28 protein-coding genes are annotated in these 26,100 nt (G+C 50.3%); 19 read left to right on the forward strand and 9 right to left on the reverse strand.

Translation table 11 applies throughout. From position 1 onward, the window contains the following. Positions 1-8: 8 nt before the first annotated feature. The 5 genes from fabZ to SPIBUDDY_RS02355 are packed head-to-tail and all read right to left on the reverse strand — an operon-like array spanning position 9 to position 4,311. On the reverse strand, positions 9-446 hold the full coding sequence (gene fabZ, locus SPIBUDDY_RS02335) for a 3-hydroxyacyl-ACP dehydratase FabZ (protein ID WP_013606154.1): 438 nt from the start codon (positions 444-446) through the stop codon (positions 9-11). 12 nt (positions 447-458) lie between these two features. Further along, positions 459-1,712, reverse strand: a complete 1,254-nt coding sequence (gene fabF, locus SPIBUDDY_RS02340) for a beta-ketoacyl-ACP synthase II (protein WP_013606155.1) — start codon at positions 1,710-1,712, stop codon at positions 459-461. A gap of 12 nt (positions 1,713-1,724) precedes the next feature. Next, a complete protein-coding gene (gene fabG, locus SPIBUDDY_RS02345) occupies positions 1,725-2,432 on the reverse strand; it encodes a 3-oxoacyl-[acyl-carrier-protein] reductase (protein ID WP_013606156.1) in 708 nt (235 codons plus the stop codon). Then, positions 2,429-3,370 (reverse strand): ACP S-malonyltransferase, encoded by a 942-nt coding sequence (locus tag SPIBUDDY_RS02350; RefSeq protein ID WP_013606157.1) that lies wholly within the window; start codon positions 3,368-3,370, stop codon positions 2,429-2,431. The genes fabG and SPIBUDDY_RS02350 overlap by 4 nt, the downstream gene beginning before the upstream one ends. Continuing rightward, positions 3,358-4,311: a beta-ketoacyl-ACP synthase III gene (locus SPIBUDDY_RS02355; protein ID WP_013606158.1), complete on the reverse strand. Its 954-nt coding sequence runs from the start codon at positions 4,309-4,311 to the stop codon at positions 3,358-3,360. The genes SPIBUDDY_RS02350 and SPIBUDDY_RS02355 overlap by 13 nt, the downstream gene beginning before the upstream one ends. 153 nt (positions 4,312-4,464) lie before the next feature. Between SPIBUDDY_RS02355 and accB the strand changes: the two genes are divergently transcribed. From accB to SPIBUDDY_RS02375, 4 genes are read left to right on the forward strand one after another with little or no spacing between them, the layout of a single operon-like run. Then, positions 4,465-4,893: an acetyl-CoA carboxylase biotin carboxyl carrier protein gene (gene accB, locus SPIBUDDY_RS02360; protein WP_013606159.1), complete on the forward strand. Its 429-nt coding sequence runs from the start codon at positions 4,465-4,467 to the stop codon at positions 4,891-4,893. Continuing rightward, entirely contained in the window at positions 4,890-6,221 is a 1,332-nt protein-coding gene (locus SPIBUDDY_RS02365) for an acetyl-CoA carboxylase biotin carboxylase subunit (protein WP_013606160.1), read from the forward strand. Before accB ends, SPIBUDDY_RS02365 begins: the two co-directional genes overlap by 4 nt. Then, complete coding sequence (accD, locus tag SPIBUDDY_RS02370; RefSeq protein ID WP_013606161.1) at positions 6,214-6,984, forward strand: acetyl-CoA carboxylase, carboxyltransferase subunit beta; 771 nt, start codon at positions 6,214-6,216, stop codon at positions 6,982-6,984. The genes SPIBUDDY_RS02365 and accD overlap by 8 nt, the downstream gene beginning before the upstream one ends. Further along, entirely contained in the window at positions 6,977-7,894 is a 918-nt protein-coding gene (locus SPIBUDDY_RS02375) for a carboxyl transferase domain-containing protein (protein WP_013606162.1), read from the forward strand. The genes accD and SPIBUDDY_RS02375 overlap by 8 nt, the downstream gene beginning before the upstream one ends. Here SPIBUDDY_RS02375 and SPIBUDDY_RS02380 read toward each other — a convergent pair. Both SPIBUDDY_RS02380 and SPIBUDDY_RS02385 read right to left on the reverse strand, forming a co-directional pair. Further along, positions 7,891-9,258, reverse strand: a complete 1,368-nt coding sequence (locus tag SPIBUDDY_RS02380; protein WP_013606163.1) for an MATE family efflux transporter — start codon at positions 9,256-9,258, stop codon at positions 7,891-7,893. The genes SPIBUDDY_RS02375 and SPIBUDDY_RS02380 overlap by 4 nt on opposite strands. A gap of 4 nt (positions 9,259-9,262) precedes the next feature. Beyond that, on the reverse strand, positions 9,263-9,682 hold the full coding sequence (locus SPIBUDDY_RS02385; RefSeq protein ID WP_013606164.1) for a MarR family winged helix-turn-helix transcriptional regulator: 420 nt from the start codon (positions 9,680-9,682) through the stop codon (positions 9,263-9,265). An 86-nt stretch (positions 9,683-9,768) separates the two neighbouring features. Here SPIBUDDY_RS02385 and SPIBUDDY_RS02390 point away from each other — a divergent pair, with 86 nt between their 5' ends. Beyond that, positions 9,769-10,614, forward strand: coding sequence for an HAD family hydrolase (locus SPIBUDDY_RS02390; protein ID WP_013606165.1), 846 nt, complete (start codon positions 9,769-9,771; stop codon positions 10,612-10,614). Between the two features lie 28 nt (positions 10,615-10,642). On the opposite strand, the gene SPIBUDDY_RS02395 is transcribed toward SPIBUDDY_RS02390, so the two are convergent. Beyond that, positions 10,643-11,161 (reverse strand): YcxB family protein, encoded by a 519-nt coding sequence (locus SPIBUDDY_RS02395; RefSeq protein ID WP_013606166.1) that lies wholly within the window; start codon positions 11,159-11,161, stop codon positions 10,643-10,645. A gap of 77 nt (positions 11,162-11,238) precedes the next feature. Between SPIBUDDY_RS02395 and SPIBUDDY_RS02400 the strand changes: the two genes are divergently transcribed. The 14 genes from SPIBUDDY_RS02400 (at position 11,239) to SPIBUDDY_RS02465 (ending at position 25,467) form a co-directional block, all read left to right on the forward strand. Further along, positions 11,239-12,777, forward strand: a complete 1,539-nt coding sequence (locus tag SPIBUDDY_RS02400) for a sensor histidine kinase (protein ID WP_013606167.1) — start codon at positions 11,239-11,241, stop codon at positions 12,775-12,777. Next, positions 12,752-13,522 carry a response regulator transcription factor gene (locus tag SPIBUDDY_RS02405; protein WP_013606168.1) on the forward strand — a complete coding sequence of 257 codons (771 nt, stop codon included), beginning with the start codon at positions 12,752-12,754 and terminating at the stop codon, positions 13,520-13,522. The genes SPIBUDDY_RS02400 and SPIBUDDY_RS02405 overlap by 26 nt, the downstream gene beginning before the upstream one ends. After that, entirely contained in the window at positions 13,519-14,508 is a 990-nt protein-coding gene (locus tag SPIBUDDY_RS02410; RefSeq protein ID WP_013606169.1) for a TRAP transporter substrate-binding protein, read from the forward strand. Before SPIBUDDY_RS02405 ends, SPIBUDDY_RS02410 begins: the two co-directional genes overlap by 4 nt. A 122-nt stretch (positions 14,509-14,630) precedes the next feature. Continuing rightward, positions 14,631-15,650: a TRAP transporter substrate-binding protein gene (locus SPIBUDDY_RS02415; RefSeq protein WP_013606170.1), complete on the forward strand. Its 1,020-nt coding sequence runs from the start codon at positions 14,631-14,633 to the stop codon at positions 15,648-15,650. 70 nt (positions 15,651-15,720) lie between these two features. After that, complete coding sequence (locus tag SPIBUDDY_RS02420) at positions 15,721-16,260, forward strand: TRAP transporter small permease (RefSeq protein ID WP_013606171.1); 540 nt, start codon at positions 15,721-15,723, stop codon at positions 16,258-16,260. Next, positions 16,260-17,576 carry a TRAP transporter large permease gene (locus SPIBUDDY_RS02425; RefSeq protein ID WP_013606172.1) on the forward strand — a complete coding sequence of 439 codons (1,317 nt, stop codon included), beginning with the start codon at positions 16,260-16,262 and terminating at the stop codon, positions 17,574-17,576. The genes SPIBUDDY_RS02420 and SPIBUDDY_RS02425 overlap by 1 nt, the downstream gene beginning before the upstream one ends. Before the next feature lie 295 nt (positions 17,577-17,871). Continuing rightward, complete coding sequence (locus tag SPIBUDDY_RS02430; RefSeq protein ID WP_013606173.1) at positions 17,872-18,873, forward strand: C4-dicarboxylate TRAP transporter substrate-binding protein; 1,002 nt, start codon at positions 17,872-17,874, stop codon at positions 18,871-18,873. Positions 18,874-18,972: 99 nt separating this feature from the next. Continuing rightward, on the forward strand, positions 18,973-19,476 hold the full coding sequence (locus SPIBUDDY_RS02435) for a TRAP transporter small permease (RefSeq protein ID WP_013606174.1): 504 nt from the start codon (positions 18,973-18,975) through the stop codon (positions 19,474-19,476). A gap of 1 nt (position 19,477) precedes the next feature. Then, positions 19,478-20,767, forward strand: a complete 1,290-nt coding sequence (locus SPIBUDDY_RS02440; protein WP_041380513.1) for a TRAP transporter large permease — start codon at positions 19,478-19,480, stop codon at positions 20,765-20,767. Between the two features lie 52 nt (positions 20,768-20,819). Then, on the forward strand, positions 20,820-21,515 hold the full coding sequence (locus SPIBUDDY_RS02445) for a GntR family transcriptional regulator (protein WP_013606176.1): 696 nt from the start codon (positions 20,820-20,822) through the stop codon (positions 21,513-21,515). A gap of 109 nt (positions 21,516-21,624) precedes the next feature. Then, complete coding sequence (locus tag SPIBUDDY_RS02450) at positions 21,625-22,446, forward strand: electron transfer flavoprotein subunit beta/FixA family protein (RefSeq protein ID WP_013606177.1); 822 nt, start codon at positions 21,625-21,627, stop codon at positions 22,444-22,446. Then, positions 22,439-23,434, forward strand: coding sequence for an electron transfer flavoprotein subunit alpha/FixB family protein (locus SPIBUDDY_RS02455; protein ID WP_013606178.1), 996 nt, complete (start codon positions 22,439-22,441; stop codon positions 23,432-23,434). The genes SPIBUDDY_RS02450 and SPIBUDDY_RS02455 overlap by 8 nt, the downstream gene beginning before the upstream one ends. Then, the gene (locus SPIBUDDY_RS02460; protein WP_013606179.1) at positions 23,431-24,849 is read left to right on the forward strand and encodes an FAD-binding oxidoreductase; all 1,419 of its coding nucleotides are present in this window, start codon (positions 23,431-23,433) and stop codon (positions 24,847-24,849) included. The genes SPIBUDDY_RS02455 and SPIBUDDY_RS02460 overlap by 4 nt, the downstream gene beginning before the upstream one ends. A 9-nt stretch (positions 24,850-24,858) precedes the next feature. Continuing rightward, on the forward strand, positions 24,859-25,467 hold the full coding sequence (locus SPIBUDDY_RS02465; RefSeq protein ID WP_013606180.1) for a TetR/AcrR family transcriptional regulator: 609 nt from the start codon (positions 24,859-24,861) through the stop codon (positions 25,465-25,467). Here the strand turns inward: SPIBUDDY_RS02465 and SPIBUDDY_RS02470 are convergent. Further along, a complete protein-coding gene (locus tag SPIBUDDY_RS02470; protein WP_041380515.1) occupies positions 25,456-26,097 on the reverse strand; it encodes an SGNH/GDSL hydrolase family protein in 642 nt (213 codons plus the stop codon). The genes SPIBUDDY_RS02465 and SPIBUDDY_RS02470 overlap by 12 nt on opposite strands. Between the last annotated feature and the right edge of the window lie 3 nt (positions 26,098-26,100).

Below are 26,100 nucleotides of genomic sequence, written 5' to 3' on the forward strand. Positions count from 1 at the left end.
TGCCTCTTTTATGCTTTATTGTCGCCGACGATGCACATCCAGGTAGCCTCGGCGGCTACCTTCCCATCGACGGTGATGGTACCGCACTGGCGGACCATGACCTGGGAAACCCGGGTGTTTTGCACCGTAATGATGGCTGTATCACCAGGCCGGACCTGAGCCCGGAATTTTGCTTTCTCAATAGTAGCCAGAACGAAAAAAGCGCCATGAGGAAGAATCCCCTCCTGGACCAAACCCGCACCACCGCATTGGGCCATAGTCTCAACCAGTATAACACCGGGAACAACCGGATAGCCGGGGAAATGTCCCTTGAAAAAGAAGTGGTCGGCTGTGAACACACGTTTGGCCACCGTATGCTTGTCATCGACCTCCAAGAGCTCATCAAGAAAAATGAACGGATCTCGGTGAGGAATCAAATCAACTGGCGATTCAAATACTTCAGACATTGTCAGCACTCCTTACAATGGTGTATAGGCTTTGAAGACGAGCACACCGTTATGCCCTCCAAACCCAAGCGAATTACTCATAGCATAGCGAATTGTACCCTCTCTTCCGTGGTTTGGTACATAGTCAAGATCACACTCGCTGTCTGGATTTGTCAGGTTCAGCGTACAAGGGAAGTACTGATCCCTGATAGCGAGCAGACACACAATCGCTTCCACAGCACCAGCAGCAGCAATGAGGTGACTGGTCATGGACTTGGTGGATGAGACCTTGAGATTGTAAGCGTGGCTTCCAAACGCACTCTTGATAGCTTTGGTCTCCATTGAATCGTTGGCGGCGGTACTGGTCCCGTGGGCGTTGATGTAGTCAACCTCCTCAGGTTTTGCCCCGGCCATTGCAATGGCGGCTTTCATAGCTCTGGCGGCTCCTTCGCCGTCAGGATTCGGGGCGGTGAGGTGGTAGGCATCACAGGTCATGCTGTAGCCGGCAATTTCACCCAGAATCGTAGCTCCACGAGCCATTGCATGGGAAAGCGATTCGAGAACGAGCATACCCGCTCCCTCTCCCATGACAAATCCATCGCGCTCCTTATCGAAAGGACGACTGGCGATCAGAGGTGTATCGTTGTACTTGGTCGCCAAAGCCTGGAGGCGGCAGAAACCAGCAACGCTGAGCTTGGTTATCGCAGCCTCGGTACCGCCGCTTAGGGCAACATCGACTTGACCGTAGCGGATGGCGTTGAAGGCGTCCCCGATGGCATCGGTGCCGCTTGCGCAGGCAGTGACGGTGGTGTGGCAGGGCCCTTTGAAGTTGTAATGGATGGCAATGTTGCCGGCGGCCTCATTGCTGATAAGCTTGGGAATGGTCAGAGGGGCAACTGCATGAGGTCCACGCTCAAAGAGCTTTGCCATGTTTTCCCCAACAACCTCGAAGCCACCGATTCCGTTTCCCAGGTAGACTCCGCTTCGGTACGGATCATATCCGCCTTTGTCCAAATCCGCCTGCTGCATGGCCTGCACCGCTGCATGCACGGCAAACTTGGTAAAGTCGGCCATTCCCCGTGTTTCCTTGCGGTCCAGCAAATCAGAGGGATCGAAATCACGTACCTCCCCGGCAATCTTTGCAGGGTAGTCGGTGGTGTCGAACTTGGTAATCGGTCCAATACCCGAAACACCTGCTTTGATATTGGCCCAGAACTGCGTGATGCTCGTTCCCAAGGGGTTTACGGTCCCCATACCGGTTACTACTACTCGTTCAAGTTCAATCATATCGTTCTCCCCTTACATTGCCATGCCGCCATCGACCGCCAACACTTGGCCGGTGATGTAGGATGCTTTTTCAGACGCCAAAAATGCTACTGCATTGGCAACTTCCTCTGCTTTTCCGATTCTCCCGAGCGGAATCTGAGTAGCAATCTGCAGTCTGATTGTCTCAGACAGTACTTCGGTCATTGCCGTATCGATGAAACCAGGAGCGATGACATTGACCCTCACATTGCGGGCCGAAAGCTCGCGGGCAAGGCTTTTTGAAAAACCGATGATCCCCGCCTTGCTGGCTGCGTAGTTGGTCTGTCCGCCGTTACCCATGATTCCCACCACACTGGAGATATTGATGATAGAGCCCTTGCGTTGGTTGGCCATAAGCCGTGATATCCTGCGGCAGGTGAGGAAAACCGAAGTCAGGTTGACCGCCAGCACTTCGTCCCAGGCCTCATCCTTCATGCGCATGATCAGGCCATCACGGGTGATACCTGCGTTGTTGACCAAAACATCCAGCGTTCCTGCTTCCTTTATCACGGTCTCCAAAGCCGCTTCGACGCTGCTTCGGTCAGCCATGTCGCATCCAACGTGATGCAGGTTCTCATGCTCCTCACTTTTGCTGCGGGAGAGGGACCAAACTGCATAGCCCTCCGAAAGCAAGACCTTTACAATCTCCCTTCCAATTCCCCGTGAGCCTCCGGTTACCAAGGCATGTTTCTGTTCGCTCATACTGCTCGTTCCTTTGCATATGCTTGTATTGTTGTCTCTTCACCCAGACTGAGGCAGGATGACTGTATTCCATTGTTCTTGCACAGCCCACTCAGGACTGTCCCGTATCCGACTTCTGCAATATCGGCATCAGCCATTGCTTTGATATTCTGCATGAGTTTTGTCCATCGTACCGGTCGTGCCAGCTGTAGGCTGAGCTGCCTTCGTGCATCTTCTGCACTGGTGATGCTCTGGCCATCTACACTGGAGAGAACCAGGTGGCTTGGATCGTGCATGACAAGTCCATCCAAAAAGGTTCTGAAAGGCTTGCTTGCCTCCTCCATGAAGGGCGTGTGGAAGGGCCCTGAGACCTTGAGTGCAATAAAACGCTTCGCCCCTTTTGCCAAAAAGGATTCCTTGGCTTTGGCAATGCTCTCGCTCAGACCTGAAAGCACCACCTGGTTGGGCGCGTTGTCATTGGCGGCATACAAACCCTCCAAACCGAGCTCTTGTAGTACCTCTAGCACTGCCTCATAGTCAAGGCCAATGATGGCCGCCATCCCGAGATCTCCTAAGGAAAGACGTGCCTTTTGTGACATTTCGTCCATCAACTTGGTTCTTTGCTTTACAATCGTGAAGAGTGTTTCATCATCAAATATTTCGGCTGCACGGTATGCCGAAAGCTCCCCAAGACTGAAGCCGCAATGGACCTTGGATTGGATGCCATACTCCTGAAGGCGAATCTGTGCAGAGCAACTGGCCAGCGTTATGGCCATCTGGGCGGAGCTGGTCAGCTCTTGTTCGCTACCCTCGGATAGGAGGTTGAACAAATCCTTGCCGGCAACATCGCTTGCTAGGGCAAAGAGCTCACGTACCTTCGCGCTTGCATGATAGAGGTCGATGGCCATACCTTGTTTTTGTGAGCCTTGGCCTGGGTAGAGTGCGATTATTGGTGCCATGTCAGTAGTGTTCCTCCATAGGTGAGTCCCGCCCCGAAGCCGACGAGCAACAGCTTTTGTCCATCCTTCAGCAATCCTTTTTCCTGCATTTCTGCAAGAGCCAGGGGAATGGAAGCAGCCGAGGTATTTGCATACTGTTCGATGTTCAAATAGAATTTCTGAACATCGATATCCAACCGTTTTGCACATGCGGCGATGATACGTTGGTTTGCCTGATGCGGGACGATCCAGGCAATATCGTCAATGGTCATGGTGTTTCTTTGCAGCAGGGTCTCAATGGTATGTCTGATGGAGCGGACTGCGAACGAGTAGACAGAGCGGCCATCCATTTGTATCGTACGGCTCTTTTGGTCGATGACCAGAGCATCGGCTCCCGCTGCTTCCGCTTTCAGGTACGTATCCAGAATTCCTTCGGTCTCTTCCTTGCTTTCAAGCAGGACGCAACCCGCCCCGTCTCCGAAGAGCACGCACGTATTGCGGTCATCCCAGTCGACAACCGACGAAAGGGTTTCAGAACCCACCACCAGAGCATTCTTCATAGCCCCGGATACAATCATGGCCCGACCTACCTCAAGGGCATAGATGAAGCCTGTGCAGCCTGCACTGATGTCCAAAGCGGGGCCGGTAATGCCCAGTCTTTGGGCAAGCAGGCAGGCGGTGGAAGGAAACCCGGGATAGTCGGGCGTAGCGGTCGCCACGACGATACCGTCGATTTGGTCGGCGCTTCTGCCGTACAGTGCAAGCATATTCTCAACAGCCTTGCAGGCAAGATCGCTTGTTGTCTCGTTTTCTGCTGCCAAATGCCGTTGCCCGATTCCTGTATGACTGCGGATCCACTCATCGCTGGTGTCGACCCTGTGTGAAAGTTCATCGTTGGTGACCACCCGAATTGGGCTGTATGAGCCCAGTGCTGTGATCTGTATGGATTGTGGAGGCTTCAACGTCTCCCTCCTTGGTTACATAACATAGGCTTATAATTATTACAAAATAGTAATATTTGTCAATATTGACACTGAAAGAGTGTACTGTTATTATAAAAAGTAGGTTGGATGCACCCTATAAGCATCCCATCCCCATACATATGAGGAACTTTCATGGACAGTATTGACAACTTGAATCTCCAACAGATCATTGCCTTGTTTGACAACAGCACACTTGGTGAGCTTGAACTCTCATCTTCTGCCTATACCCTCAAACTCAAACGTTCTTGCGCCCCAAGTGAAGCCTTTGTACCGGCTGCCAAGCCAGATCAGCCTGCTGTGAAGCAGGAAATACAAGTAAGCTCGGAAGTGATCACCAGTCCTATAGTCGGGACCTTCTATCTGACCCCCGCCCCCGATGCTCCTCCCTACGTCCGGGTGGGTAACAGAGTGGAAACAGGCTCGGTGCTCTGCACCATCGAGGCAATGAAGCTGATGAATCAACTCGAAGCTGATTTTGCCTGTGAAATTGTGGAAATTTTGGCCAAGCCCGAACAGATGGTCGAGTTCGGCCAGCCTTTGTTCAAGGTGAAGCGTGTATGATTGAATCGATTCTGATCGCCAACCGGGGCGAAATCGCCGTGCGGGTGGTTCGTGCCTGTAAGGATTTGGGAATACGGTCGGTGGTGGCCTATTCAACTGCCGACAAAGAAACCCTTGCCGTGAGGATGGCCGACCAAGCAGTCTGCATCGGTGGCCCCACCAGTAAGGAAAGCTATCTGCAGAGCCGGAACATCATTATGGCAGCGTGTTTGACACGCTGTGATGCCATCCACCCCGGAGTCGGTTTCCTCAGTGAGAATGCTGCCTTTGCCAAGGCGGTGGAAGATTCAGGCCTCATTTTCATCGGGCCCAAGAGTGAGACCATCGCCCTGTTGGGCAACAAGGTACAAGCGCGCAAGGCAGCCCTGAAAGCCGGCCTTCCCATTACCCCGGGTAGCAAGGAAGCCATAGTCGACCTTGAGGATGCCAAGCAGACTGCCAAGCAGATCGGCTATCCAATCATTCTCAAGGCTGCAGCAGGAGGTGGAGGCCGGGGTATGCGGATCGTCCGAAAGGAAGCCGACCTTGCAGCCTCCCTCGCACTTGCCAAGAAGGAAGCCTTACTCTTTTTTGCCGACGATTCGGTACACATGGAGCGCTACCTCGAGCAACCCAGACACCTTGAGGTACAGCTGCTCAGTGATGGGAAGGGAACGGTCCTCCACCTTGGAGAGCGTGACTGTTCGGTACAGAAAAACCATCAGAAGCTTTTGGAAGAAAGCCCATCGCCTGTTTTGAATGATAGCATGAGAAAAGCAATGTGTAATGACGCAGTTCGGCTCTTTCAGGAACTGGGTTATCGTTCAGCGGGAACGGTGGAGTTTCTTCTTGACGGCGGTGCCTATTATTTCATGGAAGTCAATGCAAGGCTTCAGGTTGAGCACCCGGTCAGTGAACTGGTCTCGGGCATCGACTTGGTCCACGCACAAATTGAGATCGCCCAGGACAAAGCCCTTCGCAATACCCAAGACGATGTAACCTGCAAGGGCTATAGCTTGGAGTGTCGTATCAACGCTTTGAGTGCCGGAACCATCACTACCTGTACTATGCCCTCCGGCCCTCATGTCCGCGTTGATACGTACCTGGAGAGCGGCTCAGTACTCAGCCCCTATTACGACTCTTTGATTGCAAAAATTATTATCTATGCCCCGAATCGCGAAATAGGATTGCGGGTCATGTTGCGTGCCCTTGGTGAGGTCGTCATCGAAGGGGTGAAAACTAATATTGAAGAGCAGAAACTGCTCATCCAAAGCCGTCCGTTCACAAGCGGACGCTTCTCGACCGACCTGTATGCAAAGGTCATTGCCCAGGAGAAACATCATGATTGAACTTTGTCCGAATTGTCAGAAGGAAGTGGAAGTCGGCTCGTACCGAATCTGCCCCTCCTGCAATCACTATTTCCCACTCTCCCCTGAACAACGCATCGAGCTCTTTGCCGATCCCGACTCCTTCGTTGAGATGGCTAAAGAGATGAAATCGATGAACCCAATCTCTCTGGCCGGCTATGAGGACAAACTGAAGGAGAACGAGAAGAAATCGTCGCTCAGCGATGCTGTTACCATCGGCAGTTGTACCATCGAAGCGCAGCCGGTTATTGTAGGCATTATGTCCTTTGCCTTCATGGGTGGAAGTATGGGCTCGGTTGTTGGGGAGAAAATCACCCAGGCGATGCTCGAAGGAGCTTTGAGGGGGGAACCTGTAATAATTTTCACTGCAAGTGGTGGAGCGCGCATGCAGGAGGGCATTTTCAGCCTTATGCAAATGGCCAAGACTGCCAGTGCTGCCGCCCTTATGGAGGAGACGAGAACCCCGCTCTTTCTGGTGTTGACCAATCCCACCACCGGCGGCGTTACCGCCTCGTTTGCGATGCTCGGCGACGTCATTCTTGCCGAACCCGGTGCAATCATTGGATTTGCAGGACCCCGGGTTATCGAAGGAACCATCGGACAGAAGCTGCCCGATGGGTTCCAGCGTTCCGAGTTCCAGCTCAAGAAAGGCTTTGTCGATGCCTTGGTCCAGAGAAAAGAGCTTCGCTCGACCCTTTCGTTCCTCATCAAGACCCATACAAAAAGGGGTGCTGCATATGCATGAAGAACAGACGCCTGTGCTCAAACAAACGCTTGAACAGATAGAAACCCTTGCCAAAAGCCATGAAAAGTGTGAAGGAGCCTCCTCGTGGGAGTGTGTATTACGTTCACGCCAACAGGGAAGGCCGAGTGCCAAAATGTTCATCGACCTTATCTGCGACTCCTTTATGGAAATGCATGGCGACCGTCTGTATGGTGATGATCCTGCTATGATCGGAGGGGTGGGCCTGGTTGAAGGGCGCCCTATTACCTTCATCGGCAATCGCAAGGGTGCAAACCTGAAGGAGAATGTGCTGTGCAACTATGGGATGAGCAACCCGGAGGGTTATCGCAAGGCACTCAGGCTTGCCAAGCAGGCTGAAAAGTTCGGCCGACCTGTTGTCTGCTTCATCGACACCCCCGGAGCCTATCCAGGCCTTGGGGCCGAGGAGCGGGGTATAGGAGAGGCAATTGCCCAGAACCTGAAGGTATTCTCAACGCTGAAAACACCCATTCTGAGCTTTATCATCGGGGAGGGTGGCAGTGGTGGTGCACTGGGCATCGGAGTTGGCGATAAGCTGTACATGCTCGAACATGCAGTATACTCGGTCATTACTCCCGAGGGCTTTGCATCCATTCTGCTACGTGACCCTTCCAAGGCCAAAGAGGCTGCAGAAGCGATGAAAATGACCAGCTACCACCTCAAGGAGTTCTCTGTCATTCACGATATTATCAGTGAAGGCAGCGCAGAGGAGACAGCCTCTCGTATCAAACAGACGATTCTTCGTGACTTGGACGTATTATGCAGCAAGCCTGCCGAGCACTTGGTCCGCTACCGAATAAAAAAGATTCGGGGTATCGGAGAAGTGTCGGGAGGTAAAGAGTGGTGGCAGCCGCTTTTGGAAGTGTTCAAGAAAACCCAGAGCCTTCGCTAGATTTTTGCCGCTTTCCTCTCCAAGTCCCTCAGGCCCCTGAAAAAGAAGAAGGCAGTCACCAGCGTAGCAAGCACATCCGACACCGGTGCCGACCAGAGAATGCCTTCCATACCGAAGAAGTGGGCGAAAATGAGGATACAAGGAATCAAAAAGAGTCCTTGGCGGGAGAGGGTGAGTGTCATGGCGATCTTGCTCTTTCCTATGGCCTGGAAAAAACTTCCTGCAATAATCTGGAAACCCACCAACGGAGTGAACAGGAACCATCGCTTCAGGGCGAAGGTTCCTAGTTCAAGCAGCTGCGGTTCCCGGTTGAACATGCCTACCATGGCGACCGGAAAGAACCGGGTGGCGAGGTACCCCACCATAATGACTGCGGTGGAGCTCAATATGCCGAGTTTTGCCGCTTCCCTGACCCGGTCGAACTGCTTGGCACCGAAATTGAAGCTGATCAAGGGCTGAACCCCTTGGTTGATGCCGATAACCGGCAATATGAGCAGGGTCTGCAGGCTGTGAACGATGCCCATTGCCGAAATGCCCAAGTCCCCTCCGTGCGCGATCAGGGTCTTGTTCAAAATTACGTTGAGTAGGCTGGAGGCTATCTGGAGCGCAAAGGGGGGAATCCCCAAGGTGATGATCAATTTGATCACCGACCACTCGGGTTTGAGTGCCTTCAGGCTCAGTTTTACGCGGCTGCGTTTGCCCAAGAAATACGATATCACCCAGATGAAGGAGAAGCTTTGGCTGATAATGGTTGCCAGGGCGGCTCCCTCCATGCCCCAATCGAGTGCATAGATGAAAATAGGATCGAGAATGATGTTGGTACCGGCTCCGAGAAACATGGAAAGCATTGCTACCTTGGGATTGCCGTCAGCGCGGATGAAGTGATTCAATCCCATGCTGGTTACCCCGAACACTGAACCGAAAAGAATGATGCGCAAATAACTGGTTGCATACGGAAGTACGTCTTGGCTTGCCCCGAAGAGAACCAGGATATCCGTAAGGAATATCTGGCCAACAACGACGAACACCAAGCCTCCACCGATTAAGAGGAGAAAGGCGTTTTCCAGTACATGGGCGGCTTCAGTTTCCTTTTTCTGGCCCAAGCGGATAGAGAAGAGGGTGGCTCCGCCGATGCCGAACAGTACTCCCATGGCCATGAGTATGATCATGATGGGAAACGCAATGGTGATGCCTGCAATGCCGTTTGCTCCCAAAGAGGGGCTGTTTCCGATGTACATGCGATCGACTACGTTATACAGTGCGTTGACCATCATGCCCACAATTGCAGGGATGGAGAAGCGCATCAATAGTTTGAGTATCGGCTCAGTGCCTAACGGATTGGTGTGTGTAGCTACGGTATCCATGATTCTACTCCGCTTTTTCGTTGGATAGGATAGTTTCCAGGCTCAAGCAGAGCTGGTCGTATGTCGATTCCCCGATTAGATTTGCTGCCTTGGAATTCCAAGTGCGCACTTGTGTGGTAATCACTTGACGCAGCTCTTTAGCCTTTTGTGTGAGGTATATGCACTTGCATCGCTTGTCCTGTTCATTGACCCTGCGCTGGATATACCCCTTGTCCTGCAGCGAAGTGAGGGCTCGTGTGGCAGCAGCCTTGTCGATTGAAAGAATGCTCGAGAGTTGTTCCTGGGTTCGGCCTTCCTCTTGGTAAAGTGTCATCAGAAAGCCCACCTCCCCGCTGGTGATGTTCCAAGGTTTGAGAACTCGATTGACATACATTGCATGGTTGCGGTGCAGGATGGCCACAAGGCGCGATAAACTGTGTTGCATGGCAGACACTGTAGAGTCTTTTAGTTGATATGTCAACTAATAAATACAAGCCGGTTTCTCCCTCTTCATGCTATACTTACGCTACTATGGAAACACGACCCACGATTGCCATCATGTACGATTTTGACAAGACGCTGACCACCCGTGATATGCAGGAGTATACCTTTATTCCCAAGCTAGGTCTCAGCTCTTCCGCTTTCTGGCAGAAAGCCAACGCCCTTGCCCGAAAGCAAGGGATGGACAGCATTCTTGCCTATATGAAGTTGATGCTCGATGAATCCAAGAAACAGGCAAAGCCGATTCGCAGAAACGACTTTGTCGCCCTTGGTCAGGAGCTGGAATTCTTCCCCGGCGTTCTTGGGTGGTTTTCCTTTGTTAATGAGCTGGGAGCAAAGCGTAATCTTTGCATCGAGCATTACATCATTTCCTCGGGGTTGAAGGAAATCATCGAAGGCTCTGCAATCGGAGGCGAGTTTTGTCGCATCTATGCCTGCGAGTACCTCTATGATGAGAATGGGGTTGCGGTCTGGCCAAAACTTTCAGTCAATTATACGGCTAAGACGCAGTTTCTCTTTAGGATCAACAAAGGCGTACTGGATGTGTATGAGGACCAGGCTCTCAATGCGTACACGGCTGATAGTGAGCGCAGTGTGCCGTTTCGCAACATGATTTACATCGGGGATGGGCTTACCGATGTGCCGTGCATGAAGCTGGTCAAGCAGAATGGAGGCAAGAGCATTGCAGTCCATGCCAAGGGCAAGGAAGAAATCTCTAGGCGTCTGATGGCCGAGGGCCGCATCAATTTCTATACCGAAGCTGATTATACCCCCGGATCAGAACTATCCTTTTTGGTCGAAACCAGCCTTGATGAGATGTGCTCACAGAACATTTTGCAGGCCTACCAACGCCGTATGCGGGGCGAAGGGCAATAAGTAGAAAAGAGAAAAGTGACGTTTTTCATTAAGCCTTTCTGGTACAACGCTTGGTGCCCATCTTTGATTCGATGAGTTTCCAGACTTCCTCACTCTCTTGTAGTAGCTCAAGGGGGAGCAGGAAAGCCCTGTCCTTAGTTATGAATAGATAGATGCTCTCTTTCTCGTAATATGCATGAAACGCATCCTGCCATCGATAGCTTGCCCTTTCCTTGTCGTTGGAAATCTCAAGTACATCGGAATCTTCAGTGAACTGCAACGTGTAGACCAAGCGGGGAGGATCCAGGTTTTGCTGCTTTACCTGCTTCTTCAGGGAAGCGAAAAACGATGTGAAATATACGATCGGCATACCCAGTCCTACGATAAGCAGAACCGTGCCCAACAAAACAGCACCTTCGACTTTGTACATCAGAAAGCTGATGACGGCGCATGTGGTGAGAATGGATGCAAAGATGAGAGGGCTTCTGTAGAGTTTCAGCCGCCCGAGGATGTTGAAGATGAGAAACTGTCTGAAGTGGCTTTCATGCAATAGCACTGGAATAATCATGGTGCAACTATACCACAGAAAATTTTTCCTTTCATTCCCTTTTTGGGATATGAATGCTAGTATGTTGCAGGGTACCCATGGAAACACGTAACAAAAGAAGCCTTCATCTAAACCTCTTTCACAGAATATTTCTGTTTCTTATTGTCTTCATTCTTTTCATATTCCTGCAGCTCGGAATTTCCGCGTATCAGGAACGATTCATCTTGGCCCCGATACAGAAGAGTTCGGGAAATGTCCAGAAAATCAGTCTGCTTCTCGATTCCTTGGGAAAGGCCCGTGAGGTGCTCTCCTCCTACCGTTGGGATTTTGGGGACATTGCCACCCTTGTTTCCGAACTCAGAAAGGAAAATGAGATTTCTGAGGAGAACCTTGAAAAAATCGATACTGCTATTGGGAGTATAGGGGTGGAGCAGTACCTTCTCGTTAGTGCGGTGAATACCACGTACAACAACTACAGGGGATATTTGTCCCTCATGCAGGAACTTCTTATCAGCAACAATATTGATCAGGCCTCAGAAGTGTATTACTCCGATCTGGAACCCTGTTTGAACTCCCTCTATACGTATGTTCAGCAACTTATCGAGAGAGCCATCATGGACAATCAGTCTACGTACGACCGTTTGATACGACTCAATGAGGACCTCAATACGGTATATGCTCTGACGGTTTTAGTGATGATTCTTTTTGGCTTTGCCGCTTTCAAGGAAGTAATACGAATGCTCTCCATCGTTCAGGAGATGGCAAGTTCCTCCAAGGCGATTACTGCAGGAGACTACGACAGGCCGGAGCTTTCCGAGCATCGCAAGGACGAGATAGGGGACATGGCCCGGGCTTTCAATGAAATGAAAAAGGCTATGAGAAATCAGGTGAGATTGCTCACGGCAAACAATGAGATGGAGAAGGAGATTCATAGAAAGGATACAGAGGCCTTGGCGATGCAGAATCTTCTCGAGCGAGAGAAGCTCCAGTTGTTGAGAAGCCAGATAAACCCTCATTTTCTCTTTAATACCATCAATGTCATGAAGTATACAGCCCAGGAGGAAAAGGCGGAGAAAACCGATGCCTTGCTCTCTTCCCTTGCTCGCCTTTTTCGCTATGCCTTGGCTGATAATGAGGTAATGGTCCCGCTTTCCAGGGAGATTCAGATTGTTGACGAGTACTACAGCCTGTACAAGGCACGGTTCAAGGATAAGGTATCGCTTATTTGGGATGTATCACCTTTCTTGGTCTTGACTGAAACGTTGGTGCCTTCATTTTTCCTTCAGCCTTTGGTGGAGAATGCCTTCAAGCATGGGCTTGGCCCAAAGGAGCTTTCCGGCAGTATCTGGCTTACCTTACAAGAGAAGGATGAAATGCTATGGGTAACCGTCGAGGACGATGGGGTGGGCATGGATGAGGAGAAACTTCAGATGCTCCGTTCCCGGCTTCTTGATCCACCTGTAACGGGAGAACATATCGGACTGTATAGCGTTGCTGCACGATTGAAGTTGATGGATGTACGGTGTCGTCTGGAGGTGACTTCAAAGCAAGGACAGGGCACTACTATTAGGATCGAGATGCCTTTGATGTTCAGAAAGGAGGAGGAAGAGGATGATCAAGATACTGATTGTCGATGACGAAAGCATTGAAAGAGAACTGCTTAGCAAGATTCTCTCAAGCAATTCCCTCCTGGAGCTGTATCAGGTGGAAAACGGGCGGTTGGCCGTTACGTATGCATCGCTGTACGATGTGGATATTGTTCTTATGGATATTGAGATGCCGGCCCTGAATGGCCTGGAAGCTGCGAAAAGAATACTGGACGACAAGCCCTCTTGCCGTATTATTTTCATTACTGCCTACAGCATTTTCTCGTATGCCCGTGAAGCCGTCAAATTAGGGGCCAATGATTACATCCTCAAACCGGTGGACAGGGAAGATGTTCAGCGGGCGGTCAAGCGAGCGATCAGTCAGGTGGAGGCTGAACGGCAGCTGAAGGCTGTACGTCCGGATGTGGGTACTCTGGAGGACTGTGAAGCTACCGATAAAACTGCCTTGATGATGGCAAAGGTGAAGAAGTATCTGGAACACAGCTACATGAACTATGATCTTTCCTTGGACTCGGTAAGCAGCCTGCTGAATATCAATCCATCGTATCTTAGTTGCATTTTCAAGCGTTGCACCGGTGTCAACTTTCTCGATTACATCACCAACCTCAGGATTGGTGCAGCAAAGGATTACCTGCACGATCCCTTCAAGTCTGCATCCGAGATTGCCGCAATGGTGGGTTATGACAGTTCCAGCTATTTTACCCGTGCTTTCAAGAAAAATACCGGGCTTACCCCAACCGAATATCGGAAGCAGGTCGGAGGACTCACGCGATGAAGAAGGTATTGCTCATAGTCGTGATTATCGTAGTAGGTTTCTTTTCCTGTCGGAAGGAGGAATCCAAGTATCCCGAGTTGGTGCTCCGGTATGCAGACAATCAAAGCTCCGGCTACCCGACGGTTGAAGCGGCAAAGTATTTGGCATCATTGATAAAAGAGCGGACCGGGGGAAGGATAGAGCTCAGAATATACCCCGACAGCGTTTTGGGATCAGAAATTGATGTGATGAAACAGATGGTCTACGGTGGCATCGACATGTCCCGCTTCTCTTTAGGAACCCTTTCCCAGTTTTTCCCCGAGCTTTGGACGCTCCAATTGCCCTACCTGTACTCCGACAGCGAGCATATGTGGAGGGTCCTCGATGGTGAGATCGGAGACATGTACCTGCATGGTATGGTGGGTAAGGGAATCGTTGGCTTGGCTTGGTATGATGCCGGGGCTAGAAGCTTCTATACCAGAACTCCTATTGCAAACATCAATTCTCTCAAAGGTCTGACGATCCGTGTCCAAGAGAATGATATGATGAGTCGTACCATCGAGCTTCTTGGAGCCAAGGCGGTGCAGATACCCTATGGGGATGTCTATTCTGCTCTTCAGAAACTTCGTATCGATGGCGCGGAGAACAACCTGCCGAGTTATGTGTTCATGGACCACAACCAAGCTGCTCCCTATTTCTACCAGGATGAGCACTTTCGGTTGCCCGAGGTCGTGATGATCAGTGTCGATGCCCAAAAAAAAGTAGCAGCGATCGACCCCTCCTATGTTGAGCTTTTCGCAGAATGCGCACGGGAAAGTGGTCTGTATGAGCGAAAGCTCTGGCTGGAAGAGGAAAAACGGGCCTTTGATGAGGCCCTCCAGTCAGGGGTGACATTCACTGTCCCCGATGAGGACGATCTGCTTGCCCTGAGGAAGGCGATGGAGCCGCTGTATCAGGAGCTTGGCGAGCGAGAACGGGAAATTGTTGAAAGGATTGGAAATACCTAAGCTTTTCAATTTTTTGGATACGTTGCACTTTCTTTGACTGCACCTTGCGGGCATAGATTTCCTCCTTTAGATTTTTTCGTGTACCTGGGGTAATCAGGTTGAAGTATTATTAGGAGGCAACTATGAAACGTGTATTGTATGTTCTCTTGGCGCTGTTGCTCTGTTCTTCCATGGCTTTTGCTGCTGGAGAGAAGGAAACTGCAGCTGCTGGACCAGTAGCTGAAAAAACCGTAAAGCTTGTATATGCAGAGGTAAACCCTCTTGATACCATCGTAGGAAAGACTGGTACCTATTTCAAGGAACAGGTCGCCAAGCTCAGCGGTGGTACGGTAATTATCGACATCCAGGCTTCCGGTGTTCTTGGTTCCGAGAATGACGTTCTCGACTCCATCCTCGGCGGTGGTACCTCGATCGACATGTCCAGAATTTCCGCTTTTGCACTCACCAGCTATGGTGCTGCAAAGTCCAAGCTTCTTTCCATTCCGTTCACATTCGAGAACAGAGCACACTTCTGGGCTTTTGCAAACTCTGAACTTGCTCCTGAATTCCTGAACGAACCCCAGACCATCGGTCTTCCGATTCGCGGTATTTTCTATGGTGAGGAAGGTTTTAGGCATTTCTTTACCGTCAAGAAGGTTGCCAGCATGGCCGATCTCAAGGGCCTGAAGCTTCGTGTATCCAATGACCCGGTTATGAACGGTATGGTAAAGGGCCTTGGTGCTTCTCCGACCGTTGTTTCCTTTGGTGAGCTGTATTCCGCCCTGCAGACCGGTGTTGTTGATGGCGCAGAGCAGCCGATCGCAAACTACAAGTCCAATGCATTCCAGGAAGTTGCTCCTACCATGATTCTTGATGGTCACACCCTCGGTGCCATCCAGGTTGTTATCACCGATACCGCTTGGAACAAACTCTCCGAGAAGCAGAGAAGCGCCATCATGGAAGCCGGCAAGCTTGCTCAGGCATACAATGCAGAGATCAGCGAAGGTGCTGAGAACGAAGTTCTTGCAAAGCTCAAGGCTGAAGGCACGAATATTGTTGAAGTTACCAACAAGGGTGAATGGGCCGATGCTTGTAAGGCTGTAATCGAAGAGAATACCAAGAGCCAGGCAGCTCTGTATCAGCAGATCAAAGCTTTGAAATAAGGGTTTTTAGTTAGATACAGGTGGGATTGCATAGTCAATCCCACCTTTTTAAAGTCTCAGGAGATGAAATATGCCAAAGTTCTTTGCAACAATGGATAAGATTAAACTGGCCTATGATTGGACCGATAGGATTGTATTGTTAGTATGCAAACTATTGCTTATAGCCGATATCCTGATTACCAGTTATGCAGTAGCAGGCCGCATGTTCAATGAGTATATTCCGTTCCTCAAGGATCCAGCTTGGTCGGAAGAAGTGGTGTTGACCTGTATGTCCTATATGGCTGTTCTTTCAGCCGCCCTTGCCATCCGTAGGAGTTCCCACATCAGGATGACGGCATTTGATAAATACCTTCCCAAACGTGCTATTAAGTTCCTTGATATCCTTTCGGACATCGCGGTTCTCAGTCTTGGATTGATCATGCTCTTTGTCGGTTGGCGATATGCCACAACCATCGGGAGTAGGGGATCCTATGTCTCCATGCCATGGCTCAGCCGCTTTTGGATGTACTTCCCTGTACCCCTCGCTGGATTCGCCATGATCATTTTTGAGCTGGAGTCTCTGTATAACCATGTGAAGTCCTTCTTTGTGAAGGAAGAGGAGAAAGCCTGATGGATACGAACAGCATTGCAATTCTGATTCTTCTTGGAACCTTCTTTGGTATGATCATACTTCGTTTCCCTATTGCTTATGCGGTGGGACTTTCCTCTGTCTTCTGCATGCTTTTCCAAGGGACAAACCTGAATGATATCTGCCGTCTTATGGTCAAGGGTATCAGTTCGTTCTCCCTGATGGCGGTTCCTTTCTTCATCACCATGGGTGTGTTGATGGGGTCTGGTGGAATATCGGAAAAACTTATTGCTCTTGCCAATGCTTGTGTAGGGTGGATGAGGGGAGGCTTGGCTCAGGTAAACATCGTAGCTTCCTACTTCTTTGGAGGTATTTCCGGGTCTGCAGCCGCTGATACTGCTTCCCTTGGTTCAATCCTCATTCCCATGATGGTCAATGAAGGCTATGATGCAGATTTTTCTACTGCGGTTACGATTACCAGTTCCTGTGAAGGGCTTCTTGTCCCTCCTAGTCACAACATGGTCATCTATGCGACCACTGCAGGTGGTATTTCCGTAGGAAGTCTCTTTCTTGCCGGGTATCTTCCTGGTGCGTTGCTTGCGGTCACCCTGATGATTGGCTCCTACATCATCTCAGTAAAGCGGGGCTATCCCAAGGGGGATAAGTTCAGCCTCAAGAACTTTTTTATCCAACTGGGAAAATCCTTCTGGGCGTTGGCCGCAGTCATTATTGTTGTCGTTGGTGTTGTAGCCGGTTTCTTCACCGCTACAGAATCGGCTGCTATAGCAGTAATTTACTCCTTGATTGTTTCGGTCTTCATCTACAAAGGTTTGACATGGAAGGGAGTTTGGAAGGTATTGGATAATGCTGTAGGAACTCTTGCAATAGTCCTCATCCTTATCGCAACATCCTCGGTCTTCGGCTACTGTCTTACCACGCTCCATGTTCCCGATCTTGCAGCTACGGCCATTACCAATCTTACCAGCAATAGGATTCTTCTTATTCTGCTGTTGAATGTGATTTTATTGGTTCTCGGATGCATCATGGACATGGCTCCGATCATCCTCATTGCAACCCCGATTCTGTTTCCTATAGCAATTGGAGTCTGTGGCCTCGATCCTATCCAGTTCGGCATCATGGTTGTGCTCAACTGTGGTATCGGTCTGCTTACCCCTCCTGTAGGAGCAGTACTTTTCATCGGTTCAGCTGTTGCAAAGATTTCCATGGAGCGGGTTGTAAAGGCAACGCTTCCGTTCTATCTCTGTATGATCGTCGCACTTCTGATGGTTTCCTTCATTCCTGAGATCAGCCTCTTCCTGCCACAGGTTTTTGGAGGGTATGTCCCAGCCAACCTGTAGTATCACATCTCTATTTGTTTCGGTTTCCATCGAGCCAGAGTGTATTCTCTGGTTCTTTTTTTTTGCCTCTGCCGATGTCACTGAAGCGGTACGATCTTTTCTCATGTATTCCATTGAAAAATTGATGAAGTCAGCATAGCATTTGTAAACCTTATATATAGAAAAGAAATACAAAGAAAAGCAAGGGTGAAGAAGAAATCATAAAACAGATGCAGGGTGGATTGACAGTTCATTTTTTTCAAGTTAGCATACTAGTATGTTAGCGGTTGGATCCAGCCGCTTATAGGAGGAATCGATGAGAAACAAACATGTTGCAGTCGTGGCTATCGTATTGATGCTTGCAATGGTGACTGTCTCTGTGTTCGCACAGGGTGGTGCAGAGAAGGGTGACAAAGTATACACTCTTAAGCTTTCTACCCAGTTGAATGAGACCACCCCGATGGTAGAGGGTTTCAAAGCATTGGCAGAGAGTGTGAAGGCTCGCTCCAATGGACGGCTGGTTGTTGAGGTATATCCTTCTGCTCAGCTCGGAAGCGATGAGGACGTAATCGAGCAGGCTCTGCAGGGTGTAAACGTAGCAGTACTGACCGACGGCGGCCGCATGGGCAACTATGTAAAGGACATCGCGATCATCGGTATGGCTTACTTTGCCAACAACTATGATGATGTTCTGAAAGTAACCCAGAGTGCAAAGTTTGCTGAATGGGAGAAGGAACTTGTTGACAAGAATGGCATCCGCATTCTTTCTTTCAACTGGTACGACGGTGGTCGTCACTTCTTCACCAACAAGGTAGTCAATACTCCTAGCGACCTGAAGGGTCTGCGCATTCGTACCCCCGGCGCTCCTGCTTGGGCTGAAAGCGTTACTGCTCTTGGTGCAACCCCGGTTGCAATGCCTTGGGGCGAGACGTACTCTGCTGTCCAGTCCAAGGCTGTTGACGGATGTGAAGTACAGCTTACCTCTGCACTTGGCTCCAGAATCTATGAAGTCTTGAAGTACATGGTCCGCACCGAGCACTTCCAGCTGATCAACGGCCTCATCGTTGGCGAGAAGTGGTTCCAGACCCTTCCTGCAGACCTGCAGACCATCTTGCTTGAAGAGACCAAGGCCGCTGGTGAGAAGAATGCCCGGTATGTCGAATCCAAGATTGCTGACATTGAGAAGCAGCTGGTTGGCTACGGCATCACCGTTATTGAACCCGATGTACAGGCCTTCGTAAAGGCTAGCGATGCTGCCTATGCAAAGCTTGGTTTTGCTGACCTGCGCAAGGAAATCTACAAGCAGATCGGTAAGTAATGATTGTTGGGGGAGGCAACTCCCCCACGCTTGGCTATGGGATAGCTTGACTTCTTCTTGCTATCCCTTCGTTTTGCAGTAAGAGAGGGAGATGGTATTGTGAATAAAGTATTACAAGGCTACAAGAAGTTTTGCAAAGTGGAAGAGTTGATTTCCAGCATTCTGCTTTTTGCAATTACCGTGTTGGTATTTGTGTCAGCCATCGCACGAACACTGGGACATCCGCTTAACTGGGCGGTAGACATTTCCCTCCTGCTTTTTGCATGGCAAGTGTTCATCGGTGGCGACATCGCAGTGAGGAACACCAACCTTATCGGCGTTGAATTGTTGGTGAACAAGTTTCCCGCCAAGGTGCAAAAAACACTGAAAATTGTGTTCTTTCTTATGATTATTGCCTTCTTGGCAGTTTTGGTGTATTTCGGCATTCCGCTTTTGATCCAAAACTATAAGCGCTTGTTCCAGGTACTTCCGATTAGTTATTCCTGGGCTACGCTGAGTGTACCCGTCGGGTCATTTCTCATGATTATTTCTGCAAGTATCCGTATGGCAGAAGTCATTAAGAAGCCTGTGTCCTTCTGGGAGCAGGGAAGGGTGGATGCATAGTATGGGTGTAGCAACAATAGTATTTATCGTTTTCTTGCTCTTGGGCATGCCTGTTGCTTTTGCCATCGGCATCTCAGGTTTGGTATTCTTTATGGTTACTGAGGGCTTGCCGTACACCATTGTGGTGCAGAAGGTATTGGCAACCACCCAATCCTTTACCATGCTCGCAATTCCCCTCTTTATTTTTGCAGGGAATTTAATGAACAACACCGGAATCACCAAGCGTCTTATGAAGCTTGCCGATGTTCTTACCGGTCATATGCATGGCAACATTGCACAAATCTCCTGTGTGCTCTCCACCCTGATGGGAGGTGTTTCCGGCTCTGCCAATGCTGACGCCGCCATGGAGTCGAGAATTCTGGGCCCGGAAATGACCAAGCGTGGGTATTCACGCGGCTGGTCTGCTGCCATCAACGGCCTTTCTTCCTTGATTGTAGCGACGATTCCCCCTTCCATGGGTCTGATCATTTTCGGTTCCATCGGTGAGGTATCGATAGGCCGCTTATTCGCTGCCGGTCTGATTCCCGGCCTGATCATGATGGTCGCCTTGATGATTGCTGTTGATATCAGCGCCAGAAAGCGCAAGTATCTTCCCGATCACAAAAAGCCGGCAAGTCTGAAAGAGGTCGGAAAGGCCTTGATTGATGGCATTTGGGCCTTGCTTTTCCCGATTCTGCTGATTGTCTTCATCCGCTTCGGTATTATGACTCCGTCTGAGAGCGGTGCCTTTGCAGCTGTCTATGCAATTTTCGTAGGCACGGTCATTTATAAGGAACTGACTTGGAAGGTTTTCTTCCAGACCCTGAAGGACAGCACCAAGGATATTGCCGTAGTTACCCTTATTCTCGCCATGAGTGGCGTTTTCGGGTATGGTATTGTCTACGATCGTGTACCTCAGGTTATTGCCAGTACGTTGATGAATATCACCAGCAATCCTACGTTAATGCTGTTGATCATCATTGCACTGCTGACTGTCAGTGGTATGTTTGTGGAAACCACGGTCATTGCCTTGCTGTTGACACCAATCCTACTTCCTGTGGTAACCTCTTTGGGAATTGATCCGGTTCACTTCGGTATCGTTATGATGACCGTTACTACGATGGGTATTATGACGCCGCCGGTTGGGATTGCCCTCTATACGACCTCAACAATCATGGAATGTACTCCTGAGGAGACAGCGAAGGAGTCCGTGCCGTTCTTTATTGCAATTTTTACTACGGTGGCGATAGTGACCTTGATTCCTCAAGTCTCGCTGTTTGTGCCCAATTTGATTTTCGGTCCTGCATTCTAATTGAATGGAGGGGGCCTTATTGGCCCCTTCCGCATTTTGAGGAGTTGCTTTCATGGACGATACATCAGCTATACTGGTATTGGAACGCCAAGGCCGGGAACTTACCCGCGATTATGCTTTGCGATGTCTGGAATACAACATCAGCCATCTGCATCTCAAACCTGGTCAGTTTATCAGTGAGCAATCGGTCTGTGAGCAACTTGGACTGAGTAGGACTCCCATCCGGGAAGCCTTTTCAAAACTTGCCAACGAGATGTTGGTGATCATCTACCCCCAGATAGGTACGTGCGTTGCACCTATCCGTCAGGAGTATGTGCAAGAAGCGCGGTATACCCGTTGGTTGCTTGAGTGCGGTATTATCAAAAAAGTAGTTGAGCAACGTTCAAGCGAGGATGTCCGCTGGTTTGAGTGGAGTCTGGAGTGTCAGAAAGACATCGTAGCCTCCGGTGATTCTGAGCGCTTCCTTGAGTTTGATAACCAATTCCACAAAAAATTCTTCGAGATCACCAACATGGCCCTCACCCGGTCGTTGGTGCAAGGGCTCTTGGTTCATTTCGACCGTGTAAGACTCCTGTACCTGCAGGATATGGACTGGAACCGTACTATTTCAGAGCACACCATCCTCCTCGATGCCATTAGGGCTTCTGATGCGGATAAGGCATACCATGCCTTGGACATTCACCTGGGCAGAGTCCTCACCGATATGGATATTCTGTCCAAGAAGTACCCCGAATACTTTAAAGCCTAATATTCTGCAGTTGGACTGGCCTTTGTTGAAATAAAAAATTGACCGCGGTCACTTTTTTGTTGACGATTGCCAAAACCCCTCATAAGATGAACCAAAAGAGGGGTTATCCATGCATATCATCGTTCCTATAAAACAGGTTCCCCAGACCAGTGATGTCCAAATGGACCGGCAAACCGGTACCATGATCCGTTCAAGCTCTGCCTCCATTCTCAATCCATTGGATTTGTATGCGATCAGTGCAGCACTTGAGCTCAAGGATCGGTACCAAGCTCGGGTCAGTGTCATCACCATGGGTCCGGCAAATGCTGTCAAAGTACTTAAGGAAGCCATCGCAATGGGTTGCGATGACGCCGTCCATCTGACCGACCGTGCCTTTGGCGGCTCAGACACCTGGGCTACATCCTACATTCTGTCTCTTGCAGTCAAGAAACTCGGCATTCCCGATTTGATTCTAGCCGGAGAGAGAGCCACCGATGGTGATACCGCCCAGGTGGGTCCGGCTCTGGCATCCTGGCTTGACTTGCCGGCTGTTACCTATGTTTCCAAGATTGAGACTGTCGATGGCGACACTCTGATAGCTGAACGCTTGATCGAGGAGGGGTACCAAAGGGTGAAAACCTCCTTGCCGGCTCTGCTTACCGTCGTCAAGGAAATTTCTTCTGTGCGGCTTCCCACTCTCAGCGGAAAAAAGCGTGCAATGGCCAGTTCCATTGCGGTTTGGGATGCCCAGGCAATCCAAGCTGACAGCAGATACATCGGCCTCAAAGGCTCTCCCACAAAGGTGGTGAAGATAGATGTCCCCAAGGTAAGCAGGAATTGCATTTTGACCAAGGTTGAGGACGATGTTTCGTTGAAGAAGGGAGTCGACCAATTGATGGCATTCCTGGAAGAAAAAGACTTACTGCCAAAGGGAGGTGCCCACCATGGCTGAAGTATGGACGCTCAGTGAATGTTCTTTCCATGGTTTGAAGGATGTCTCCTATGAACTATTAGCTCGTGGCAGGGCTCTTGCCGATGAGCTTGGGGTGCTTCTGGGAACGGTGGTATTGGGTCATCGAATTCAGGGAGAGGACTTGCAATCCCTGATCGAGCATGGCTGTGATGTGGTCTATGTTGCCGATGACCAATCGCTTGCCAACTTTACCTGCGAAAGCTATGCAAACGTATTGGTCCCTCTCATACAAGAGAAGGGACCGCAGGTGATGATTGCTGCGGCAACCACTACAGGCCGGACGCTGATGCCCTATGTGGCGGTAAAGGTTCATGCAGGATTGACTGCCGATTGCACCGAGCTGGCCATAGAGAAGGAGACTAAAAACCTTTTGCAGACACGCCCGGCGATTGGTGGCAATATTATGGCAACCATCAAGAGTCCCGACCATCGCCCCCAGATGTCTACGATCAGGCCCCGTTCCACCAAAAAGCCTCTGCCCGATGCGAAGCGGACAGGTACTGTGGTCCGTATTGCCTCCTCTCCGACTTGGAAGAATGAACAGGTCCAGGTACTTGGCTTGAGGAGTCTGGAAGGACAGAGTGCAAGTATAGAAGAGGCCGATATTGTGGTAAGTGGAGGCAAAGGCCTGAAGAAACGCGATAATTTTTCGCTCATTGAAGACCTCGCCAAGGCTTTCGATGGGGAAGTGGGTGCCAGTCGCGATGCCGTTGATCGTGGATGGGCTGCCTACCCCCATCAGGTTGGACTTTCGGGTAAGACCATATCACCCCGTCTGTATGTGGCTGTCGGCATTTCGGGTGCCATCCAACACCTTGCTGGTATTAAAACAGCCAAATGCATTGTGGCTATCAATCACGATGAACATGCAAATATCCTCAATCTTGCAGATTTCGCTCTGGTCGGGGATTTGTTTGCCATTCTGCCTGAAATCCAGAAACGGCTGCAAGAGAGGAGTCGAGTATGAAGTACCAATATGGAACCGTCACTAAAGCGTTGGTCGGGGAACTCCAGGCCATTGTAGGGAAGCCCAATCTCATGATCGACCTTGAGCGTATCGAGAACTACAGCCATGACGAAACTTCCAAGGAAGAGTATGCCCATACTCCGGATTTGGTCCTCACCCCTACATCCGCTTTGCAGATTGCCGCTATTATGAAACTAGCCACCCGCGAGCGTATTCCTGTAACACCCCGTGGTGCTGGTTCGGGCCTCTCTGGTGGTGCCATACCCTTGTTTGGGGGCATTGTACTGTCGGTGGAGAAGATGAACAAAGTCCTCGAGATTGATGAGGCAAACCTAACGGTCACCGCCGAAGCAGGCATTGTGACCAACGAGTTGAACGAACAGCTCAAGAGCCGGGGGCTTTTCTTTGCCGGCTATCCAATGAGTCTTGAGACTTGTTTTCTGGGTGGCAACATCGCTGAGAATGCCGGAGGCGGCAAGGCAGTGAAGTACGGGGTGACCGGACGGTATATTTTAGGCATGGAAGTGGTCACACCCCAAGGCGACATTGTTGAGTTGGGAGGAAAAGTCACCAAGGATGTCAGCGGATATGATTTGAAACAGCTGTACATCGGCAGTGAAGGGACCTTGGGCATTATCACCAAGGCGACGATCAAGCTGTTGGGAGTCCCCAAGGTGGCTTCCAACCTCCTAGTCCCGTTTGCAAGTGCTCAAGAGGCTATTGCTGTGGTGCCTTTGATCATGAAACAGGGTATTATTCCCACCAGCATTGAGTTCATGGACCGTAGTTCGATCGAACTGACTTGCTCCTATCTCAATGAGAGCCTGCCTCTTGAAGGAGTGGGTGCGATGTTGCTCATTGAGATTGACGGTACTGATGAGCAGACGGTGGAGCGCGAGTTGATTCAGGTAGGGGATTTGTGCAGTGAGCAGGGTGCTATGGAAGTCTATATTGCTGAGGATGCAACGACGCGCGAGCGTATCTGGTCGGTCAGACGCAATATCGCCGAGGCCATCAAGGTGTATAGTCCCATCCAGAGTTTGGAGGATGTGGTGGTTCCCATTGCTTCCATCCCCCTTGTTCTGCCCCGCCTTGAGCAGCTGAAGGCCAAGTACCAGGTCAGCATCCCCTGTTATGGACATGCAGGGGATGGAAACCTGCACGCCACCATTGTCAAGGATCCGCAGATGAGCCTTGATGATTGGAAGGATCTGGAACCGAAGCTGCTCTCTGAACTGTATGCCTTCATTACCGGTGAGCTTGGAGGAAAAATAAGCGGTGAACATGGCATCGGGCTGAAACGCAAAGGGTATTTGAAAGCGGTAACTCCCCCTGCTGAATACCAGCTTTTCAAGGCCCTGAAAGCGGCGTTCGATCCCCTCTATATTATGAATCCAGGCAAAATTCTGGACTGAGGAAGTACCATGGCAAAGCAACCCAAGCCGCACGGCAAGGCAGAGGCAACCAAGCAACTGATTTTTGAGAGTGCATTGGCACTGTTCAAGAAGAAGGGCTTCGACCAAGTTTCCATCAAGGAAATCACTGACTATGCCGGTACGGCAAAGGGTAGTTTTTATACCTATTTCAACACCAAGAGCGATACCATCGTCCAAGAGTTCTGGGCCATCGATGCTTACTACCGAAGCATCGAGGCCGAAGTGCTTACTCAAGCGTCGGCCTCTGACAAGCTCTTGAAGTTTACCGAGTTGCAGCTGACCTATGTGCGTGATGTCATCGGTTGCGATACGCTGAAGGTCCTCTACGCCAACCAGGTGCTCAAGGACGGCTCTGACAAGGTTATTACCGACCAGAGCCGGTTCTGGTACACCTTCATCTGCTCCCTCATTGAAGAGGGGCAGAGATCAGGGTTGTTCCACTGTGAAAAGACAGCAGCCGAGTATGCCGGATTTTTCAACCGTGCAATCCGCGGCCTGTTCCTGGACTGGAATATCAGCTCGGCCTCCTTCGATCTGGTAGAGGCCGGGCTCGACTATTGCACTTCGCTGTTGCTTCCCGCCCTGCTACAGAGCTAAACCCTGCTCTATCAGATGGGAGAGCATTACCATTCCTTTTTTGGTGGGATGGAGGTTGTCGGCAAGAACGCCGTCTCCTTCTTGTATCGGAAAAGCTGCAAGGTCGATAAGGTGGGCCCCGCAATGGGCTGTAACGATGCTTCGAATCTCCTGTGCCAAGTCAAGCTGATTCCAGTTGTGCATGTTTACCTGCTCAAGGGTGCGGTCGGTGCGCTGAACGGGTGTGCAGAAGAACAGGGTGCTGGTGGTGAATCGAGCGAGCATTGAAGTAACCAACTGCTCATAGGCTTGGGAAAAGACTGCCTTGGTTACCGGCTGGTCAGCCTGGCCCCAATCGTTGGTACCACCGAACACGATGATGATGTCACCAGAAAGACGTGACTGTCTTTTTTCATCCTGGAAGCAGGATGAAAGCGGCCTGAGTCCAGTTCTGCTGATCCTACTGCCTGAGTATGATTCATTCATAATCAAGCTCAGGTTGCATCGTTTGGACAAGAGATGCCACCATGTGTGTTCGACGTGCGTCACATCGACGCCATCCCGTGGATAAAAGAGTTCGTTTTCACTCGGTACGTAGCCGGCGAAGGTGGATATGGAATCACCGAGAATGGAGAAGGTTGTGTGTGTCATGCG

The sequence above is a fragment of the Sphaerochaeta globosa str. Buddy genome (assembly GCF_000190435.1).
GTDB classification, from domain to species: Bacteria; Spirochaetota; Spirochaetia; order Sphaerochaetales; family Sphaerochaetaceae; genus Sphaerochaeta; species Sphaerochaeta globosa.

Bases quoted from the DNA above. Each gene is read 5' to 3' on its own strand.
- fabZ (WP_013606154.1), bottom strand. From the start codon at position 446: ATGTCTGAAGTATTTGAATCGCCAGTTGATTTGATTCCTCACCGAGAT.
- fabF (WP_013606155.1), bottom strand. From the start codon at position 1,712: ATGATTGAACTTGAACGAGTAGTAGTAACCGGTATGGGGACCGTAAAC.
- fabG (WP_013606156.1), bottom strand. From the start codon at position 2,432: ATGAGCGAACAGAAACATGCCTTGGTAACCGGAGGCTCACGGGGAATT.
- SPIBUDDY_RS02350 (WP_013606157.1), bottom strand. From the start codon at position 3,370: ATGGCACCAATAATCGCACTCTACCCAGGCCAAGGCTCACAAAAACAA.
- accB (WP_013606159.1), top strand. From the start codon at position 4,465: ATGGACAGTATTGACAACTTGAATCTCCAACAGATCATTGCCTTGTTT.
- SPIBUDDY_RS02365 (WP_013606160.1), top strand. From the start codon at position 4,890: ATGATTGAATCGATTCTGATCGCCAACCGGGGCGAAATCGCCGTGCGG.
- accD (WP_013606161.1), top strand. From the start codon at position 6,214: ATGATTGAACTTTGTCCGAATTGTCAGAAGGAAGTGGAAGTCGGCTCG.
- SPIBUDDY_RS02375 (WP_013606162.1), top strand. From the start codon at position 6,977: ATGCATGAAGAACAGACGCCTGTGCTCAAACAAACGCTTGAACAGATA.
- SPIBUDDY_RS02380 (WP_013606163.1), bottom strand. From the start codon at position 9,258: ATGGATACCGTAGCTACACACACCAATCCGTTAGGCACTGAGCCGATA.
- SPIBUDDY_RS02385 (WP_013606164.1), bottom strand. From the start codon at position 9,682: ATGCAACACAGTTTATCGCGCCTTGTGGCCATCCTGCACCGCAACCAT.
- SPIBUDDY_RS02390 (WP_013606165.1), top strand. From the start codon at position 9,769: ATGGAAACACGACCCACGATTGCCATCATGTACGATTTTGACAAGACG.
- SPIBUDDY_RS02395 (WP_013606166.1), bottom strand. From the start codon at position 11,161: ATGATTATTCCAGTGCTATTGCATGAAAGCCACTTCAGACAGTTTCTC.
- SPIBUDDY_RS02400 (WP_013606167.1), top strand. From the start codon at position 11,239: ATGGAAACACGTAACAAAAGAAGCCTTCATCTAAACCTCTTTCACAGA.
- SPIBUDDY_RS02405 (WP_013606168.1), top strand. From the start codon at position 12,752: ATGATCAAGATACTGATTGTCGATGACGAAAGCATTGAAAGAGAACTG.
- SPIBUDDY_RS02410 (WP_013606169.1), top strand. From the start codon at position 13,519: ATGAAGAAGGTATTGCTCATAGTCGTGATTATCGTAGTAGGTTTCTTT.
- SPIBUDDY_RS02415 (WP_013606170.1), top strand. From the start codon at position 14,631: ATGAAACGTGTATTGTATGTTCTCTTGGCGCTGTTGCTCTGTTCTTCC.
- SPIBUDDY_RS02420 (WP_013606171.1), top strand. From the start codon at position 15,721: ATGCCAAAGTTCTTTGCAACAATGGATAAGATTAAACTGGCCTATGAT.
- SPIBUDDY_RS02425 (WP_013606172.1), top strand. From the start codon at position 16,260: ATGGATACGAACAGCATTGCAATTCTGATTCTTCTTGGAACCTTCTTT.
- SPIBUDDY_RS02430 (WP_013606173.1), top strand. From the start codon at position 17,872: ATGAGAAACAAACATGTTGCAGTCGTGGCTATCGTATTGATGCTTGCA.
- SPIBUDDY_RS02440 (WP_041380513.1), top strand. From the start codon at position 19,478: ATGGGTGTAGCAACAATAGTATTTATCGTTTTCTTGCTCTTGGGCATG.
- SPIBUDDY_RS02445 (WP_013606176.1), top strand. From the start codon at position 20,820: ATGGACGATACATCAGCTATACTGGTATTGGAACGCCAAGGCCGGGAA.
- SPIBUDDY_RS02450 (WP_013606177.1), top strand. From the start codon at position 21,625: ATGCATATCATCGTTCCTATAAAACAGGTTCCCCAGACCAGTGATGTC.
- SPIBUDDY_RS02455 (WP_013606178.1), top strand. From the start codon at position 22,439: ATGGCTGAAGTATGGACGCTCAGTGAATGTTCTTTCCATGGTTTGAAG.
- SPIBUDDY_RS02460 (WP_013606179.1), top strand. From the start codon at position 23,431: ATGAAGTACCAATATGGAACCGTCACTAAAGCGTTGGTCGGGGAACTC.
- SPIBUDDY_RS02465 (WP_013606180.1), top strand. From the start codon at position 24,859: ATGGCAAAGCAACCCAAGCCGCACGGCAAGGCAGAGGCAACCAAGCAA.
- SPIBUDDY_RS02470 (WP_041380515.1), bottom strand. From the start codon at position 26,097: ATGACACACACAACCTTCTCCATTCTCGGTGATTCCATATCCACCTTC.